The sequence below is a fragment of the Denitratisoma oestradiolicum genome, assembly GCF_902813185.1.
Lineage (GTDB): Bacteria > Pseudomonadota > Gammaproteobacteria > Burkholderiales > Rhodocyclaceae > Denitratisoma > Denitratisoma oestradiolicum.
The window spans coordinates 2,337,070-2,354,304 of sequence record NZ_LR778301.1; the positions used below are offsets into that span (position 1 = coordinate 2,337,070).

Annotated in this window: 15 protein-coding genes; all 15 read right to left on the reverse strand. The window is 64.8% G+C overall.

Annotated features, from left to right (window positions below; translation table 11 throughout):
* Nucleotides 1-55: 55 nt before the first annotated feature.
* Nucleotides 56-721 carry a dethiobiotin synthase gene (gene bioD / locus DENOEST_RS10655; protein ID WP_145772097.1) on the reverse strand — a complete coding sequence of 222 codons (666 nt, stop codon included), beginning with the start codon at nt 719-721 and terminating at the stop codon, nt 56-58.
* The gene (locus tag DENOEST_RS10660) at nt 718-2,949 is read right to left on the reverse strand and encodes a putative bifunctional diguanylate cyclase/phosphodiesterase (RefSeq protein ID WP_170228299.1); all 2,232 of its coding nucleotides are present in this window, start codon (nt 2,947-2,949) and stop codon (nt 718-720) included. The genes bioD and DENOEST_RS10660 overlap by 4 nt, the downstream gene beginning before the upstream one ends.
* 166 nt (nt 2,950-3,115) lie before the next feature.
* Nucleotides 3,116-4,729: a sensor histidine kinase gene (locus DENOEST_RS10665; protein ID WP_170228300.1), complete on the reverse strand. Its 1,614-nt coding sequence runs from the start codon at nt 4,727-4,729 to the stop codon at nt 3,116-3,118.
* 170 nt (nt 4,730-4,899) lie between these two features.
* Nucleotides 4,900-5,301: a hypothetical protein gene (locus DENOEST_RS10670; protein WP_145772100.1), complete on the reverse strand. Its 402-nt coding sequence runs from the start codon at nt 5,299-5,301 to the stop codon at nt 4,900-4,902.
* Between the two features lie 18 nt (nt 5,302-5,319).
* Complete coding sequence (locus tag DENOEST_RS10675; protein ID WP_145772101.1) at nt 5,320-6,498, reverse strand: hypothetical protein; 1,179 nt, start codon at nt 6,496-6,498, stop codon at nt 5,320-5,322.
* A gap of 34 nt (nt 6,499-6,532) precedes the next feature.
* Nucleotides 6,533-7,474, reverse strand: a complete 942-nt coding sequence (locus DENOEST_RS10680) for a methyltransferase domain-containing protein (protein WP_145772102.1) — start codon at nt 7,472-7,474, stop codon at nt 6,533-6,535.
* Nucleotides 7,383-8,153 (reverse strand): alpha/beta fold hydrolase, encoded by a 771-nt coding sequence (locus tag DENOEST_RS10685; RefSeq protein ID WP_145772103.1) that lies wholly within the window; start codon nt 8,151-8,153, stop codon nt 7,383-7,385. The genes DENOEST_RS10680 and DENOEST_RS10685 overlap by 92 nt, the downstream gene beginning before the upstream one ends.
* Complete coding sequence (bioF, locus tag DENOEST_RS10690; protein WP_145772104.1) at nt 8,150-9,316, reverse strand: 8-amino-7-oxononanoate synthase; 1,167 nt, start codon at nt 9,314-9,316, stop codon at nt 8,150-8,152. Before bioF ends, DENOEST_RS10685 begins: the two co-directional genes overlap by 4 nt.
* Before the next feature lie 33 nt (nt 9,317-9,349).
* Nucleotides 9,350-10,972, reverse strand: coding sequence for a methyl-accepting chemotaxis protein (locus tag DENOEST_RS10695; protein ID WP_145772105.1), 1,623 nt, complete (start codon nt 10,970-10,972; stop codon nt 9,350-9,352).
* Nucleotides 10,973-11,091: 119 nt separating this feature from the next.
* Nucleotides 11,092-12,417, reverse strand: a complete 1,326-nt coding sequence (locus DENOEST_RS10700; protein ID WP_145772106.1) for an adenosylmethionine--8-amino-7-oxononanoate transaminase — start codon at nt 12,415-12,417, stop codon at nt 11,092-11,094.
* Between the two features lie 29 nt (nt 12,418-12,446).
* A complete protein-coding gene (gene hypE, locus DENOEST_RS10705; RefSeq protein ID WP_232096490.1) occupies nt 12,447-13,487 on the reverse strand; it encodes a hydrogenase expression/formation protein HypE in 1,041 nt (346 codons plus the stop codon).
* Complete coding sequence (locus DENOEST_RS20200) at nt 13,484-13,720, reverse strand: HypC/HybG/HupF family hydrogenase formation chaperone (RefSeq protein ID WP_232096491.1); 237 nt, start codon at nt 13,718-13,720, stop codon at nt 13,484-13,486. The genes hypE and DENOEST_RS20200 overlap by 4 nt, the downstream gene beginning before the upstream one ends.
* 2 nt (nt 13,721-13,722) lie before the next feature.
* Complete coding sequence (gene hypF / locus DENOEST_RS10710) at nt 13,723-16,005, reverse strand: carbamoyltransferase HypF (RefSeq protein WP_145772108.1); 2,283 nt, start codon at nt 16,003-16,005, stop codon at nt 13,723-13,725.
* On the reverse strand, nt 16,002-16,775 hold the full coding sequence (hypB, locus tag DENOEST_RS10715) for a hydrogenase nickel incorporation protein HypB (protein WP_145772109.1): 774 nt from the start codon (nt 16,773-16,775) through the stop codon (nt 16,002-16,004). Before hypB ends, hypF begins: the two co-directional genes overlap by 4 nt.
* Nucleotides 16,776-16,780: 5 nt before the next feature.
* On the reverse strand, nt 16,781-17,122 hold the full coding sequence (gene hypA, locus DENOEST_RS10720) for a hydrogenase maturation nickel metallochaperone HypA (protein WP_183148237.1): 342 nt from the start codon (nt 17,120-17,122) through the stop codon (nt 16,781-16,783).
* Nucleotides 17,123-17,235: the final 113 nt, after the last annotated feature.

Sequence of the window (17,235 nt, forward strand, 5' to 3'; positions counted from 1 at the left end):
AGCATGCCTCCGCCCTGCCATCAGCAGAGTGCCTGCATCGTGCGTTCTGACCAGCTTACCGTGGCAGCCAGGTAAAGGAATCCGCCGCCACCGCCGGGTCCGGGCGGTCCATCCAGGGCAACACACCCAGCAGCGGTGCATCGATGTAGCCCGCCAGAGCGGCGAGGTTTTCCTCCCTCCGGGCCATGACCGGGTCCACGCAGTTGCCCACCCACCCAGCCAGGCGCAAGCCCCGGGCCTGGATCGCTTCCACGGTCAACAAGGCATGATTGATGCAACCCAGACGCAGGCCTACCACGAGGATCAGGGGCAGGTCCATGGCCAGGGCCAGGTCGGCTGAGTCACCATCAGGGCCCAGGGGCACGCGAAAACCGCCGATCCCCTCCACCAGCAGTATGTCCACCTGATTGGCCAGTGTCTCGAAAGCAGCCAGGATCGGCGCGAAGCGGATTTCCAGCCCCTCCTCCGCGGCCGCCAGATGGGGCGCGACGGGACTGCGCAAGGCATAGGGATTCATCAGGTCGCGGGCGCAGTGCACATTGGCCGCGGCCCGCAGCAGTTCCACATCCTCGTTCAGGCCCGCCGCATCCAGGCCGGCGGCCACCGGCTTCATGGCGGCCACCCGAAGGCCCTGTCCCGCCAGGCGATGCAGCAGGGCGCAGGTGGCGAAGGTCTTGCCCACCCCGGTGTCGGTGCCGGTAATGAAATAGGCCTGGGTCAAGTCGGTACTCCGAACGAAGTCAACCAACCAAGCAAGTCATCGGCCGGCAAGGGACGTGCATACAGATAGCCCTGGCCTTCATGGCAGCCGACTCGCTTCAGCAACTGGGCCTGGGTCTCCGTCTCCACACCTTCGGCAATCACCGTCAGGCCCAGCTTGCGACCCAGATCCACCACCATTTCCGCAATGCGCGCCCCTTCCTCGTGGCCATTGATGGTGGAGACGAAGGACTTGTCGATCTTCAGGCGATCCACCGGCAGATTATCCAGATAGGACAGGGAGGAGAAGCCGGTGCCGAAATCGTCGATGGCCATGGTCACCCCCAGGGCCTTGAGCTGGCGCAGCACATCCCGCACATGGTCCGCCCCGGTCATGGCCACGGACTCGGTCACTTCCAGTTCCAGGTAGCGTGGGGAAATCCGCGCCTCGACGAGACTCTCCTGCACCATCGCCAGGAAATCCAACATTTCGAACTGCACCACGGACACATTGACCGCCATGCGCAGCTCGGGCCAGCCGGATTCGTGCAGGCGCTTCAATTGCAGCAGGGCGCTGCGCAATACCCACTTGCCCAGGCCGCGAATGATGCCCGCGCTTTCCGCCACCGGGATGAATCGATCCGGGGGCACATGGTTGCCGCGCTGGTCGCGCCAGCGCATCAGGGCCTCCAGGCCTACCACCCGTCCGGTCATCAGCTCCACCTGGGGCTGATAGGCGAGGAACAGGAGATTCTTTGCCACCGCCTGGCGCAGGTCGTAGAGCAGGCGGGTGCGCTCTCGGATGGCGGCTCCCACATGCTCGGTGTAGTAGGCGTGGCTGCCGGCGCCATGGCTCTTGGCCCGCTTCAGGGCGATGCTGGCGTTCTCCAGGGCCATGTGGCCATCGATGTGTTCCCCCTCCAGTCGCACCAGACCGATGCAGACCGAGATGCGATGTTCCAGACCATCCATTTCCAAAGGATCGTCGAACAGGGCGAGCAGTTCATTGGGCACCACGGCGCTGGCCGGCCCCAGCACTCCAAAGGCGTCTCCCGCCACCCGCGCCACCATGCGGTCGCCGGGAAGCCTGGCCAGGCGAAGCGCGGCGGCACGCAACACGGCATCCCCATAGGCACAGCCGAAAGTCTCGTTGATCTCGGCGAATTCGTTGATGTCGATCAGCGCCACCACCAGGGCCTCGTTGCCACCCAGGGCTCCCTTGCCTTCTTCCATGGCCTCGACGAAGGCGGTGCGGTTGGGGATGGCCAGCAGACGATCCACATAGGCGTAGTCGTGGAGTCGGCTCAGCAGCCGGATGTTTTCCGCCGAGACGCTGATGTTGGTGCAGAACACCTCCAGCAGGTGCCGATCGATGTCGATGGGCGGATGGTGGGTGGCGATATAAGCGGCGAAGTGCTGGTCAGCGCCCGCGGGAAAGAACAGCACGATGTGGTCGTTCGCAAAGATGCTGACCTTCTGCTCGAAGCACAGCCCGAAGGCCTCTCGCACGGTGCTGTCGGCGATGTCCTCCAGCCGCCCACGAATGAAGGGCGCATACTGCCCCGCCGCCGCGATGACGATACGGCGGGGAACGCTGTCGCCATTGCTGCGCTCTGTTTGCTGCACACACACCAGCCCCTCCGGCGGAACACCGATCAGGGCCGCCAGTTGGGTGATGACGCCGGCGGCGAAACTCTGCATGCCGGTTTCCCCGGTCAACTGGTTGCTGGCAGAGACGATCAGTTCCAGTCCGTTGCGGCTGGCGTCCAGCTTGCAAATCTGCTGGTAGGAACGGATGGCGGCAGTGATGGAGGTATAGAGCTTGTTGCGGGTGAGTTCGTTCTTGGTCTTGTAGTCGTTGATGTCGTAATCCCGAATCGCCTCCATCTCCGGAGCGTAACCGGGCTGACCTGTGGCCAGGATGATGCGCAGGTTGGTCAGTTGCAGGCCCCGGCGTATGCGTTCCACCAGTTGCAGACCGGCCTGCTCGGACTCCATCACCACATCCAGGATGACTACGGCGACATCCGGTTCGTTGGCCAGAATCTGTTCCGCCTCCGCAGCGGTATAGGCGTGGAGCAACCGCAGGGGCCGCTCACAGATGACCAGATCGCGCAGGGCGAATTCGGTGCTGCGATGAACGTCCTCATCGTCATCCACAACCAGCAGTCGCCAGAACAGGGGCGACTTGCCGGAATCGATGGATTCATCCTCGATAAACGTCAGGCGGTCATCATCGGGTGCTGTCATGATTTCATTCCCGGACAGATTTAACGTGAAAAAGTACAACGGAGCCAAGTGCGATCGTCGAGCGCAACGAGCCGATGGGTAGCCCCGCCCTGGGGCGGGGATGGTGGGTTCAATTTGCCTTTGCGCATTTTCATCCTCAGGGGTGGCGCTAGCGACCATGCGCGCGTCAAGCGGCTTCCCTTTTCGGCGCAACCAGGGGCAGGCTGATCAGGAAGCGGGTCCCCATTGCTGTCGATTCGGCGCGAATCTCGCCTCCCATCACGCCACTGATGATGTTGTAGACGATGTGCAGGCCCAGTCCGCTACCGCCCTGGCCACGCCGGGTGGTAAAGAATGGATCGAAGACGCGGGAGAGATTTTCCTGGGGAATGCCGATGCCGTCATCCGAAAAAACGATCAGCACCCTTCCCGGTGTTTCGTCCGGATGGGCCGAAAGACGCATCAGCCCCTGCTCCCGGCCCGCGAAGGCATGGGTCAGGGCATTGATCACCAGATTGCTGATGACCTGGCCCAGGGGCCCCGGATAGCTGTCCATCAGCAGCCCCTCCTGCACATCCAGTTCCAACCGGTAGGCGGTCTTGCGGAACGAGGGAGCCAGGGTGGCAACGATTTCCGCCAGGGTGGATTTCAGTTCGAACTCCCGCCGCTGGGAGCTGGTCTGGTCGGCAGCCACCTGCTTGAAGCCGGCGATCAATTCGCTGGCCCGGCTGAGGTTGCGCTGGATCAGGTCGCTGCCGGCCTGGGCGGTCTCCATATAGCGTTCCAGACTGGAACGGCGCAGGCCGCCCTCATATTCCTTGAGAAAGGCCCGGGTCCGTTCCGCCAGGGTGGAACTGGCGATCACGGCATTGCCGATGGGCGTGTTGAGTTCATGGGCCACCCCCGCCACAAGGGCACCCAGGCCGGCCATTTTCTCCGCCTGGAGCAGTTGGTTCCGGGCGCTATTGAGATCGGCGACGATTTTTTCGAGCACTGCGTTTTTTTCGTGCAATTCCCGGGTCCGCTCGGAGACCCGCTGCTCCAGGGTCTGGTTCAGTTCCATCACCTCTTCCCGGGATCGTTGCAATTCATTCACCCGGGCCTGGATCGCCTCGGCCATCCGGTTGAAATTCCGGGCCAGGAGACTGAATTCATCGGACTGGTATTCGGCCGCCCGGACACCGAGATCGCCCTCGGCCAGGGCCTTCGAAGCCCGTGCCAGCCCTTCCACCTGATGGGCCACGGTCAGGCCCATCAGCAACAGGGCGCCTGTCAGCAGCAGCAGGCCGACACCCGCGATCAGCAGGCTTTGGCGGGCCGCACCGTAAGAGGCCTCCACCAGCGCCCCGGTGGCCAGGCCAAATTGCAGATAGCCCACTCGGTTGTTTTTCAGCAGTATGGGCTGACGCACATGAAGCAGGCCACGTTCCACCGCCTCCAGGGAGAGTGCATCCGGTCCCGGCAGTTTCCGTGGCGCATCCCCGGCACGCAGAATAATGGCGCCATCCTCGCCCGCCACCACGACATAGACCAGGCCATTACCCTGCCGGCTGGCGGCGCGAGGCGCCAGCATTTCGGTCAGGAAGTCCCGCAGGGGCTCGAACTGCCCGGTGGCCGTGCCGGGCGCAATGGAGAGATTCAATATCGCGGAAATCTGCTGCACATTGGTACGGGCATTTTCCACCAATGCCTGGCGTACCACCCCCATGCTCTGCACAGTGGAAAAAATCATCACCAGCCCGAGCGCCATGACACAGGCCAGCAACAGGCGCATGCGGAAGGATCTGGGTAGGAACGACATAGTTACCTGCATCGGTTCGATTCAACGGGTACCAGGAGGGAAGAGCATGAAAAACTCTGGTCAGCGTGCTTTATTCCGAATGGTCAATATAGCCTACCGCCACCATCACCAGCACCGTCAGGAACCCTGGGCCATCGCCCTTGTGGCCCTGAAATTCGCTTACCGAAAAATCAGGGCACACTCAGTCGCAACAATATCCGAGCACCCGCAGGTACAACGGGCAGATAAGTCACCACACCCTTTTCTTTCACGATGATTTCACCCGCCTCGGCGGGCCCGACTTCCCTGGGAGGCCGGCTCCGCCCGGTAAAGACCTGCTGGGCCCAATAACCACGCACCCGGTTACTGGAGAATCCGGCAACCGCCTGATAAAAGCCCTCCCGCAAGCCCTCGTTTGCCACATCCATGGGCGACAGGACCAGCGCGCCCGCGTAAATGCGACGTTTGCCCAGGAACAAATCTGCCACATCTTCGCGACTGAGACTGACCGCCGGAAGATCTCGATGGGCCACCAACAGCAACTCTCCTCCAGTGGCCGCCCAGGACAAAATCAATAACAGCAGGAACAGCATGACTCGCATCCCTAGGACTCAGAAAACGAAGTCCAGGCCAACGGAACAGACTCTTTCCACTGACGGATGGGACACGTTGTAATTGGGCCCATGGTTGATGTAGAGCCCCCGGCTGGCCTCGTCCGGACGGATGAAATCCACCTGGGCCTTGAGCCGGACACCGGGGCCCAACTCATGATTGACGCCCAGGGCCAGGGTGCTTTGGGTCTGGCGCTGGACATCGTAGGAAGCCTTGATCAGCCCATGGGCCGGACTACCGTCGTAATGCCCCGAACCGTCATCGGTCAAACGGCGGGCCAGGGTGACATAGGGCATGGTCGGACCGAAACGACGCCCCACGGTCAGATAGGCCCCCTGCCGATCAGCGGCCCAGGCGGACTTTCCGCTACGACGCAGCCATTCCCCCATCACCATCCAGTGTTCGCCATCATAAACACCCCCAAAACTCAAATAGGGGAAAGTCATGTTGTTGTCGAAATCCTCGGATACATGGGGATCAATCCGCTGGATTTCCCTGAGCAGAGGCTCCATGGCCGAGCGATTGAGCGTCAGGGAACGGGGTCTTGCGAAGGAGGCTGTCCAGCGCCAGTCCCCTCGCAGCAGTTCCGCAGTGGCAAATGTCCCCCTTGCCCGACTGACAGCCACGGAAGCTCCGTTATCGAATGGTGCTTCCGAGTAGCTGATAATGCTGCCCAGGCGCCAGTTGATCGTGCCGAAATCCTGATGGGTGCGGATCAATACCTCGACACCGTTCGAAGGCGCTGCCGAAAACAGTCCATAAATCTCTGCCGGCGGTCGCGGCCAGGGCAAGGTGAAATTAATCCGGCGATACTCGGCAGCCAGAGCGCGGTTCGGTGGCAGACGTCCGCCCCGGAAAGAAACATTTTCCGACCACTCGTAACGCAGATTGGCCAGAGTGATCTCCGGTTTGAATCGGCCATCCGGGGTAAGTCCGGTAATGACCTGAAACACACCATCCAGGCCCGGCCCCATCTTCACGTCTGCCTGCAGGCCCAGCATGGAATCCAGCCCGCCGTCCAGGGAACGGGACCTACCAGGGCCATAAGGCTGGGCCGTATTGACGAAATCAGCGTTCTTCTGGCTGGTCCAGGCAAGTCCCACCGTGCCAAACCCGGAAAATCGGACGCCGAATCCATTCGCAGCCGCCGTAGACATCAGGCCAGCGAACACTGACATAAGTAGTAGCCGGAAAATCATGGGCCGGAGTCTATTACAACCCCATGCCTAGTGTGGCATTAATGCACAGAGTGTCATAACTCAGGGGCAAGCCCGAAGACTCGGCCATGAGTTCGTAGGCGGAGACGAAGCGCCGCCAGGCGGCCTTGCCCATCAGACCGGGACGCCGCCCCCCGCCGGTGACCCGGCTGGCACCCAGGTCCCGAACAGCGGACAGCAGGCTCACCATGTCGGGATAGTGCAGCACCAGCGTCTCCCGCCTCAACTGCACATCAATGAATCCCACGCGGCGAAAAGCAGAGGCCACATGATCCGGGTCAGGGAAGGGAATGGTGTGACGATACCGGTCCACGGTCGCAAAGGCCTGACGCAACTCACGGAAGGTCTCAGGCCCCAGGGTGCTGGCAGCGAGCCAGCCACCGGGTTTCAGGACCCGCGCCATCTCTCTGGCGACGGCATCGGGATTGCACCATTGAATGGCCAGGTTGGACCAGATGCCCTCCATGCTGGCATTCGCCAGGGGCAGGGCCTGAAGATCGGCACAGAGCCTGGAATTCGCAGTTGCACGGGCCACCATGGGGTAGGCGAAATCCAGGGCGAGGACTTCAGCATCAGGCCAGTGTCTGCGAAGCAGCCCCAGACCATGGCCAGTACCGCAACCACCATCGAGCATCCAGCCGGAGGGCAGGCCGTGAGGAAGTGTGGCCAATAAGCGTTCGCCCATCTGCCGCTGAAAATCAGCAACATCGTCATAGCGGTGCGCTGCCCGTGAAAAGCGCGCACGAACATGCCGGGCTTCGCTCACTGGACTACCCTCCCCCCAACCCCCTCCCCAAGGGAGGGGGTTCGCGGGGCGAACCCCTTCGGGCGGCCGTGCGGGGCGCTCATCGCCCCTCCACCGCGAAGTCACTGACCCGCTGGGCAAAGCGTACCGGGTCCGAGGCAAAGGGAGCATGGGCGCTGCCTTCGAAGACATCCAGTCGGGACCGGGGTAGCCGCGCCAGCAAGGCCTCGGCCGCCCCCAGGGGCATCAGGGGGTCCACGCTGCCATGGATCAGCAGCACCGGCTGTGTCACCTCGGGCAAGAGCCCTCTCAGGTCCGTCGTGCCCAGGGTGCGCAGGCCCTCCCGCAGGCTGGCGCCATCCGCCGGCAGTCCCCCATCGAGGCAATGGCGCGTGGCCCGGAGGGCCTCCCTGCCGTGCACATCGCCGTGATGGATCAATCCCGAGAACTGCTTCAGCAGGGCCGATGCGTCGGTCTCCAGTGCGCGGATGAATTCATCGAGCCTATCCGCCGGCAGGCCCGCCTCCCAGCCTTCCCGGGACAGGAAGGAAGCCGTGGCCCCCACCAGCACCAGGCGGGCGATCCGGCGCGGATGGCGGACGGCGCAGGCCAGGGCCACCAGGGCGCCCAGAGACCAGCCGCAAACCATGGCACGGGGCGGCAGCGTGGCCGCCAGGGCATCGGCCAGAGCCTCGATGCCGTAGTCCGCCACGGGAGGCGTGGCGCCATAGCCTGGCAAATCCACCAGATGCACGGTGAACTCCCGGGACAGCAAAGAAGCCACCCCATCCCAGGCGGCGCTACCCAGGCCCCAGCCCGGGACCAGGGTCAGGTTGGGGCCCTGGCCCAGGCTGTGTTCGGCCAGCATCATGGTGCTGCCTCCAGGGCCGCCAGCAGCGTATCCACATCGGACTCCCCATGGGCTGCCGAGAGGGAGATGCGCAAACGGGAGGAACCCTCCGGTACCGTGGGCGGACGTATCGCCGGCACCCAGAGGCCCAGCCTCTCCAGATGGGCCGACAGCTCCAGGGCCTTGCCCGTATCGCCGACGATCAGGGGCTGGATCGGGCCAGCCGAATCGGCCAGGCGCCAGCCCCGCCGGAAGGCCAGGGGCGCCAGTCCTCCCCGCAGCCGGGTAATCAAGGCTTGCAGATGCTGCCGGCGTCCTTCCCCCGCCTCGATCAGGTCGATGCTCATCAACAGGGCCGCAGCCAGGGCCGGCGGCGGCGCGGTGGAAAAAACATAGCTGCGCCCCCGGCTGATCAGCCATTCCACCACCCGCTCGTCCCCGGCGACGAAGGCGCCCCCCACCCCGGCGGCCTTGCCCAGGGTGCCCATCAGCACCAGACGGGGCGAGGCCTGCAGGCCGAAATGGGACAGCGCCCCCCGCCCCTCCTGTCCCAGCACGCCGAAGCCATGGGCATCGTCCACCACCAGCCAGGCATCGTGTTCTTCCGCCAGGACGAGCAGCCGGTCCAGGGCTGCCATGTCGCCATCCATGCTGAAGACGCTGTCGGTCAGGATCAGCTTGCGCCGGGCCGTGGAGGACTTCAGCAGCCGTTCCAGTGCCGCGCTGTCATTGTGGGGATAACGCCGATGGCGGGCCCGGGAGAGCACTACCGCATCGATCAGGGAGGCATGATTGAGGCGGTCGGCGAACACCTCATCGCCCCGCCCCACCAGGGCAGGAGTGACGGCCAGATTGGCCAGGTAGCCGGTGGTGAAGGTGAGCGCGCGAGGCAGGCCGAGGAAGCCTGCCAGGCGCTGTTCCAGCGCCTCGTGGGGCACCAGATGGCCGCCCAGCAGCGCCGAGGCGCCGCTGCCGGCGCCCCAGCCTCGGGCGCCCTCGGCCAGGGCCGCGATCAGTTCCGGGTGGGCCGCCAGGCCCAGGTAGTCATTGCTGCAAAAGGACAGCAGGCGCCGCCCCTCCACCGTTACCCGGGGGCCAGCGGGGCTCTCCAGGACACGGCGGTGGCGACGCAGATGGGCGCGGTCCAGCTCGGCAAGGGCAAGTTCCAGTTCATCGAAAACCATGCCCCCGATTATCGCCCAGGGGCTGGTCCCCCATCAGCGGATGAAACGGAAATAGGCGATCAAATCCCGCAATTGTTTGGCCGCGCCCTCGATCTCGTCCCCGGCGCGGCAAGCCTCATCCACACTGGAGCGGGTCTGATCCACACTGGCGGTGATGGTTTCCGTCTGGCGGATGATGTCCCGGCTGGCCTCGGACTGCTCCCGGGTGGAGCGGGCGATTTCGCGGGACATGGTGGAGGTCCGCTCATCATGCTGGGACACTTCGCCCAGTTCCTGCTCGGCCACCGCGATGGCTTGCTCGGCGGCCTCCACATGGCCGCCGGCGGCTTCCATACCGTTCACCGCCATCTGGGTCACCCGTTGTATCTCCTGCACGGTACGGGAGATTTCCTTGGTCTGGGAGCCCGCCCGTTCCGCCAGCTTGCGCACTTCGTCGGCCACCACGGCGAAGCCTCGCCCGGATTCCCCAGCCCGAGCCGCCTCGATGGCGGCATTGAGCGCCAGCAGATTGGTCTGGTCGGCGATTTCCTGGATGGTGGTACTGACCTGGCCGATGGCATTGGTGGCCTGGTACAGATCCGTCATGGTGGAACTGGCCTGATTCACCGTCTCCACCACATGGCGTGAGGCCGCGCGGCTCTGTTCCATCTGATGCACCGCCTGCCGCAGCAGGTCGATGGACTGGGCCATGGAGGTGGCGGTGTCGTCGGCGCCATGGGCCACCACCTCGATGGAGGTATTCATTTCCTCTATGGCAGCCGCCACATGGGAAACCGCCTCGGACTGGCTGGCAGAGGCCTGCCGGGTCTCCTCCATGCGCAGATTCAAATGCCCCACATTGCCCGCCACCGAGCCGGCCGCCTCGGCAATCTCGGCGATCATGGCCTTGAGGTGGGTCTGCATGCTGATCACGTCATCATTGAGCCGGCCCAGCTCATCATGGCGATCCAGGGGGATTTCATCGGTCAGATCACCCTGGGCGATACAGTCCAGACGACCGGTGACTTGCCCCATCCTGTCCAGCACATTGGCCTGGAGATAAAACAGGTAAGCGCCGGCAGCGAGAATCAGGCCACCGAGTCCCCAGCGAATACCGTCGATGAGCCCCGGAGCTAGCCCCAGGGCTCCGTCCGTGGCGGCCATAAGCAGATTCACCAGGGCTGCGGCAATGACGCCACCGGTCAGCCCCATCAGTTTTCCCCGCAGGGAAACCCGGCGCTGCCGGCCAGACTTGGGCAGTGCCTGCCCGCTGGCCAGCAGTTGCCGGTAGAGAGGCTCCACCGCAGCGATCTCCTCCCGGGTCGGGGTGGTGCGCACCGACATATAGCCCACGGTAAGGGAGTTCTTGCGCACCGGCACCACCAGGGCCTTGACCCAGTAGAAGTCGCCATTGCTGGCTCGGTTCTTGACAATGCCGCGCCAGGGATGGCCGGCCTGGATGGTGGTCCAGAGATCGGCGAAGGCCTGGGGTGGCATGTCGGGATGACGCACCACATTGTGGTTCTTGCCGACCAGCTCGTCCCGGGAAAAGCCGCTCAGTTCAATGAAGGCATCGTTGGCGTAGGTAGTGATGCCCTTCAGATCGGTGCGGGAAACAATGTACTTGCCCCGGGGCAGAAATCTTTCGACCTGGGTGACCGGGAAATTCTTTTTCATGGCGGAACCGTAAATGGCAAGGAAATAAATCACGCTCCATAGCGCTTGCCAGATGTTATTACGTACCCCTTACTACTACATGACTACTAAGTCATCCCGTGTCGTTTTTTTGATACAAATCAAATCACCACCGCCAGGACATCAGCCACACCCTCCGCCAAGAAACGACTCGATGCATCGTCCAGCGCATAGGGGGGCATCAGGTACACCGTGTTGCCGATGGGTCTCAGCAACAGTTCCCGCGCCAGGCCCTGGGTAAAAAAGCGCCGGGCAAAGTCCGAAGGGGCGTCCACCACGTCGAAGGCCCAGATCATGCCCCGCTGACGGAAATGCCGAACCCGGGGATCGTCCCGCAGAGGTTCCAGGTAGCAGCTCAGGGTGGCCGCCCGCTCCCGATTGGCCGCCAGCACATCATCGGTCTCGAAGATGTCCAGGGTCGCCAGGGCCGCCCGGCAGGCCAGGGGGTTTCCCGTGTAGGAATGGGAGTGCAGGAAGGCCCGGCTCGTGGCGTCGTCGTAGAAGGTCTGATAGATGGCATCGGTGCTCAACACCACCGACAGGGGCAGGTAGCCGCCGGAAATGCCCTTGGACAGGCAGAGGAAATCCGGTCGGATAGCGGCCTGCTCGTGGGCAAAGAATGTTCCGGTGCGGCCGAAGCCCACGGCGATCTCATCGCAGATCAGGTGCGCGCCGTACTGGTCGCACAGCTTGCGGGCCAGGCGCAGGTATTCGGGGTCATGCATGGCAAAGCCCGTGGCGCACTGGACCAGGGGCTCCACGATCAGGGCGGCGACACGGCCGCCCTCCGCCTTCAGCGCCGACTCCAGGCCGGCGGCGGCGCGGCGGGCCACATCCACCGCGCTTTCTCCCGGCCCGGCTCGGCGGGAATCGGGGCTGGGCACGGTGCGCACATCCCGGACCAGGGGCGCGTAGGCGTCCCGGAAGATGGCCACGTCGGTGACCGAGAGCGCCCCCAGGGTCTCGCCGTGATAGCTGCCCTCCAGGCAGAGGAAAACGGTCTTATCCGGCTGCCCCAGGTTGCGCCAGGCGTGATGGCTCATCTTGAGGGCGATCTCCGTGGCGCTGGCGCCATCGGAGGCGAAAAAGCAGTGCCCCAGGGCGCCGCCGGTGAGGGCCGAGAGCCGCTCCGCCAATTGCACCGCCGGCTCATGGGTGAAGCCTGCCAGCATCACATGCTCCAGAGTCTCCAACTGATCTCGAAGAGCGGCATTGATGCGGGGATTGCAATGGCCGAAGAGATTCACCCACCAGGAACTGATGGCGTCCAGGTAGCGCCGCCCCTCCGGATCGTAGAGCCAGAGCCCCTCCCCTCGCGCCACCGGCACCAGGGGCAGGGTCTCGTGGTGCTTCATCTGGGTGCAGGGATGCCAGACTGCGCTGAGGCTGCGGGCGAGAAGATCGGGAGACGAGAAGGAACGCGGCATGGGCCGGATTTTACATCGGGGGATGTGGATCAGCAGATGCGCGGCAGTTGCTCCCCCGAGAGCCAATCCACATGGCGCCGGCCGCCGAAGCGGGTGCGCATCTGCACGAAGCAAGCCGGGTCGGCCTGAACCCGGCCCACCAGGGCCGCTTCCCGACCCAGCGGATGGGCGCTCAGCGCTGCCAGGGCCGCAGCCTCCTGTTCCGGCGGACAGATGACCACCAACCGGCCTTCGCAGGCCACGTTGAGAGGGTCCAGTCCCAGCAGCTCGCAGGCGGCGGCCACGGCGGGACGGACAGGGATCGCCGCCTCCTCGATCACCATCCCAACACCAGACTGCCGGGAGATTTCGTTCAGGGTCGAGGCCAGGCCGCCCCGGGTGGGGTCCCGCAGGCAGCGGATGGTGGGGACGGCATCTAGCAGCGTCTTCACCAGACCATGAAGGGCCGCCGTGTCGGAGACGATGGGGGCATCGAAGGCCAGCCCTTCCCGCAGGGACATGATGGCCATGCCATGGTCGCCGATGGGACCGGAGAGCAGTACCCCGTCACCGGGCCGGGCATGGGCGCCGGACAGATCCACATCCTCCCGCAGGGAGCCTACGCCGGTGGTAGTGATGAACACCCCGTCAGCCTTGCCGGCCTCCACCACCTTGGTGTCGCCCGTCACCACCGGCACCCCGGCTTCCCGGGCCGCCGTCGCCATGGAATCGACGATGCGGATCAGGTCGGCCAGGGGAAAGCCCTCCTCCAGGATGAAACTGGCGGCAAGATACAGGGGTGTTGCTCCCATCACCGCCACGTCGTTCAGAGTGCCATGAACCGCCAGACAACCGATGTCGCCCCCAGGGAAAAATAGGGGCGAAACCACATGAGCATCGGTGGCAATGACGATCCGACCACCAGGGGCCGGCAGCCGGGCGCCGTCATCGCCCTGATTCAGATATTCATTGCCCAGGGCTCGGGCGAAGACTTCCCCAATAAGCTGCATCATGGCCCGCCCCCCGGCCCCCTGGGACAACTCCACCCGGCCATGACGCCGGTCCAGGGGTTTTACGTAGTCCGGCTTCAAGGCGCCGCCCCGTCGGCCTGGGAGGCCATCTCGGCGAACAGATCCAGAGTGCGCTGCGCTTCCTCGGTATCCAGTTTTTCCAGGGCATGGCCCACGTGGAGGATCACGTAATCGCCCACGGCCACACCCTCCACCAGGGCCAGGGAAATTTCCTTGCGCACGCCGTCCAGGTCCACGATGGCATTCTCGTCGCCCAGCAATTCCACGACCCGCACCGGCATCGCAAGACACATATTCAATACTCCATTTTCTGCCTGGCCACCCAGGCCTGGCCCAGGGAAATGCCGCCGTCGCCCGGCGGCAACTGTCGCGCCCGAAGCACCGTGAGTCCGGCATTCTCCAGACTATCCACCAAATTCAGGGCCAGTATCCGGTTCAACAGGCAACCGCCCCCCAGGGCCACCACCGAGAGGCCCCGCTCCTGGGCAGCCCCCAGCAGCCATTGTGCCAGGGCCGCACCCAGGCTGGCGTGGAACCGGGCCGCCGCCTCGCCGCTTGTCCCGGTCCAGTCCGCCAGCCGTGCCAGCAGGGGCAACAGATCGAGCTTGCGCTCCGTGGTGATGTGCCAGGCGTCGTCCCAGGCCGGCGCATCACCATGGCCGACGGCCCGGGCCTCCAGCAGCATCGCCGCCTGGCCCTCGAAATTCGACTCCAGGGCCACGCCCAGCAAAGCCGCAGCAGCATCGAAGACCCGACCCAGGCTGGAGGTTTCCGGGCAGTGCCGGCCCTGTTGCAGCAACGCCGCCAGGGCTGGCGCCAGGGGCCGATCAGCGAAGCGACGAGGTATCTCATCGCCCCGCCCCAGGCGGTGCAAGGCGGCGGCCCCCAGGCGCCAGGGCTCCCGGGCCGCCCGATCCCCTCCGGGCAGGGGCAGGGTTTCCAGGTGTCCCAGGCGGGAAAAACCGGCCACCTCCAGCAGCAGCAATTCGCCTCCCCAGGCCTGGCCGTCGCTGCCCAGCCCCATTCCGTCCAGGGCCAGGCCCAACAGGGGCCCTTCGTGGCCATGCTCGGCGGCGATGGCGGCCAGATGGGCCTGATGATGCTGCACAGCCAGGGCGGGAATACCGCGCTGGGCAGCAAAATCCAGGGCGTAGCGGGTGGCGTGGAAATCCGGATGCAGGTCATGCGCTACGATGGCCGGTTCCACCTCCAGGATGGACAGCAGATGGGCCACGGTCTGCTCGAAGAAATCGTAACTGGCGACGTTTTCCTGATCCCCCAGATGCTGGGAAACGAAGGCCTCGTCGCCCCGGGTCAGGCAGACGGTATTCTTGAGCCCGCCCCCCAGGGCCAGCACGCTAGGGCCGGCACGGGGCAGGCGGATGGCGCTCGGCGTATAGCCCCGGGCGCGGCGGATGAAAGCCGGCGTCCGGCCGGCCCGCAGCACGCTGTCGTCACAGCGCACCAGGATGTCCCGGTCGTGGAGCAGCAAGGCGTCGGCGATGCCCTGGAGGCAGGCCAGGGCCTCCTGGTTGTCGATCACCAGGGGCTCGCCGCCAGGATTGGCGCTGGTCATTACCAGCAACAGGGGCTGGGTCTGACGCAACCAGTCCATGCCCGCCGGGCGTCCCGCCGCCTCGTGGAACAGCAGGAACTGGATCGGCGTGCAGGGCAACATGGCCCCCAGTTCGACCAGACCCGGCGCCAGGCCTTCAAGTTCGGCCCCCTTGGGCAACAGCACCACCGGCCGCTCCGGGGATTCCAGCAGGGCCAGGGCGGAGGCATCCACCTGGGCCCAGGGCACGAGGGAAGCGGCATTGGCCGCCATCAGGGCGAAGGGTTTCTGCTCCCGGTTCTTGCGAAGGCGCAGACGGGCCACGGCCGCCCCATTGCGGGCATCGCAGGCCAGATGAAAGCCGCCCAGGCCCTTGATGGCGACGATGTCCCCGGCCCGCAAGCGTTCCAGGCAGACGGCAATGGGGTCGCCGGCCAGGGCGCGGCCCTGCCCATCGAGCAGACCGAGTCGGGGACCACAGGCCGGGCAGCAGATGGGCTCCGCATGGAAGCGCCGGTCGGCCGGGTCGGTGTATTCCCGGGTGCAATCGGCGCACAGGGCAAAACCCGCCATGCTGGTATGGGCCCGGTCGTAGGGCAGGCGCCGGGTCAGGCTGTAACGGGGACCGCAGTGGGTACAGGTGATGAAAGGGTGGCGCCAGCGCCGATCAGCGGGATCGAAGAGTTCCCGCAGACAGTCGCCGCAGGTCGCCGTATCTGGCCCAATGACCGTTTGCACCGCACCGCCGCCGCTATCGACGATACGGAAGTCTCCATGACCCGTTGCCGGCTCGACGCGGGTAGATATCTGATCAACCCGCGCCCCGAGTGGCGCCTCGGCTTGAAGCCGGGATATCAGCGCATCCAGCGCCGCATCCGGACCTTCCGCCAGGATATGGACGCCGGCGGCATCATTGCGAACCCATCCTGCCAGGCCCAGTTCCCGGGCCAGATGCCAGACGAAGGGGCGGAAGCCCACGCCCTGCACCAAACCCCGGATGTGGATGCTGCGGCCGGTCCTCACAGCCCGGCGGCACCGTTCCGGGTCGCCTCCGCCCCGGCGAACAACCAGTCCAGCCAGTCGTCCATGCCCTCCCCGCTCCTCGCCGACACCTGGATGATCCGCAGGGCCGGGTTGATGCGCCGGGCGTAAGCCATGGCCTGGTCCACGTCGAAATCCAGGTGGGGCAGCAGGTCGCATTTATTGAGCAACATCAGGGAAGCGGCGCGGAACATGTCCGGGTACTTGAGAGGCTTGTCCTCTCCTTCAGTCACCGACAGGATCACCACCTTGTGAGCCTCCCCCAGGTCGAAGGCCGCCGGGCAGACCAGGTTGCCCACGTTCTCTATCATCAGCACCCCCCCGTCCGCCAGAGGCAGACGCGCCAGGGCCCGGCCCACCATCAGGGCATCCAGATGGCAACCCTTGCCGGTATTGATCTGCACCGCTGGCGCCCCGGCGGCCCGGATGCGCTCGGCATCCTGGCTGGTCTGCTGGTCTCCCTCCACCACGGCCAGGGGCAGGCGGCCCGCCAGGGCCTGGATGGTCTTCACCAGCAGGGTGGTCTTGCCGGAACCGGGGCTCGACACCAGATTGAGGGCGAAGACCCCCAGCTCCGCCAGGCGTTCCCGGTTGATCCTGGCCAGGACGGCGTTCTTTTCCAGGATGTCCTGCTCCACCCGCACACGCCGCGACTCGGCCTTGACGTTGGGCCTGCTGGAGACGGGCTGATAGGGATGGGAAGGTCCATCCAGGATGGCCTCATCTCCACTGCAACCACAGGTCGTGCACATGCTTGCTACTCCACTTCCAGTTCCTTGACGCGCATCTGGTCGCCACCGGTGATCCGCAGCTCGAAGCCGCCACATTGTGGGCAGATGCCGTCATCGTCCAGCAAGGCCACCTCGGCCTGACACTGCCTGCACCAGGCCTGGCCCGGCAGATCGATGATTTCCAGCCGGGCGCCCTCGGCAAGCGTGCCCGTCATCGCGTCATCGAAACAGAAGCGCAGGGCCTCAGTTTCCACCGCCGCCAGGCGACCGATCTCCAGCCAGACCGTGCGCACCCTTGCAAAACCCTCGCGCCGTGCCGCCTCCGCTATCAGTTCCATTACCCCTTCGGCGAGGGACATCTCGTGCATGAAAAATCCGTCCTTGAAATTCAGGACGACAGTGTGCCGCTGAACCCTTAGAGAAACCAAGACCTATCCCAAAGCTTCAGGAATAAATTTATCCACTCCAATCTAATGGTCAC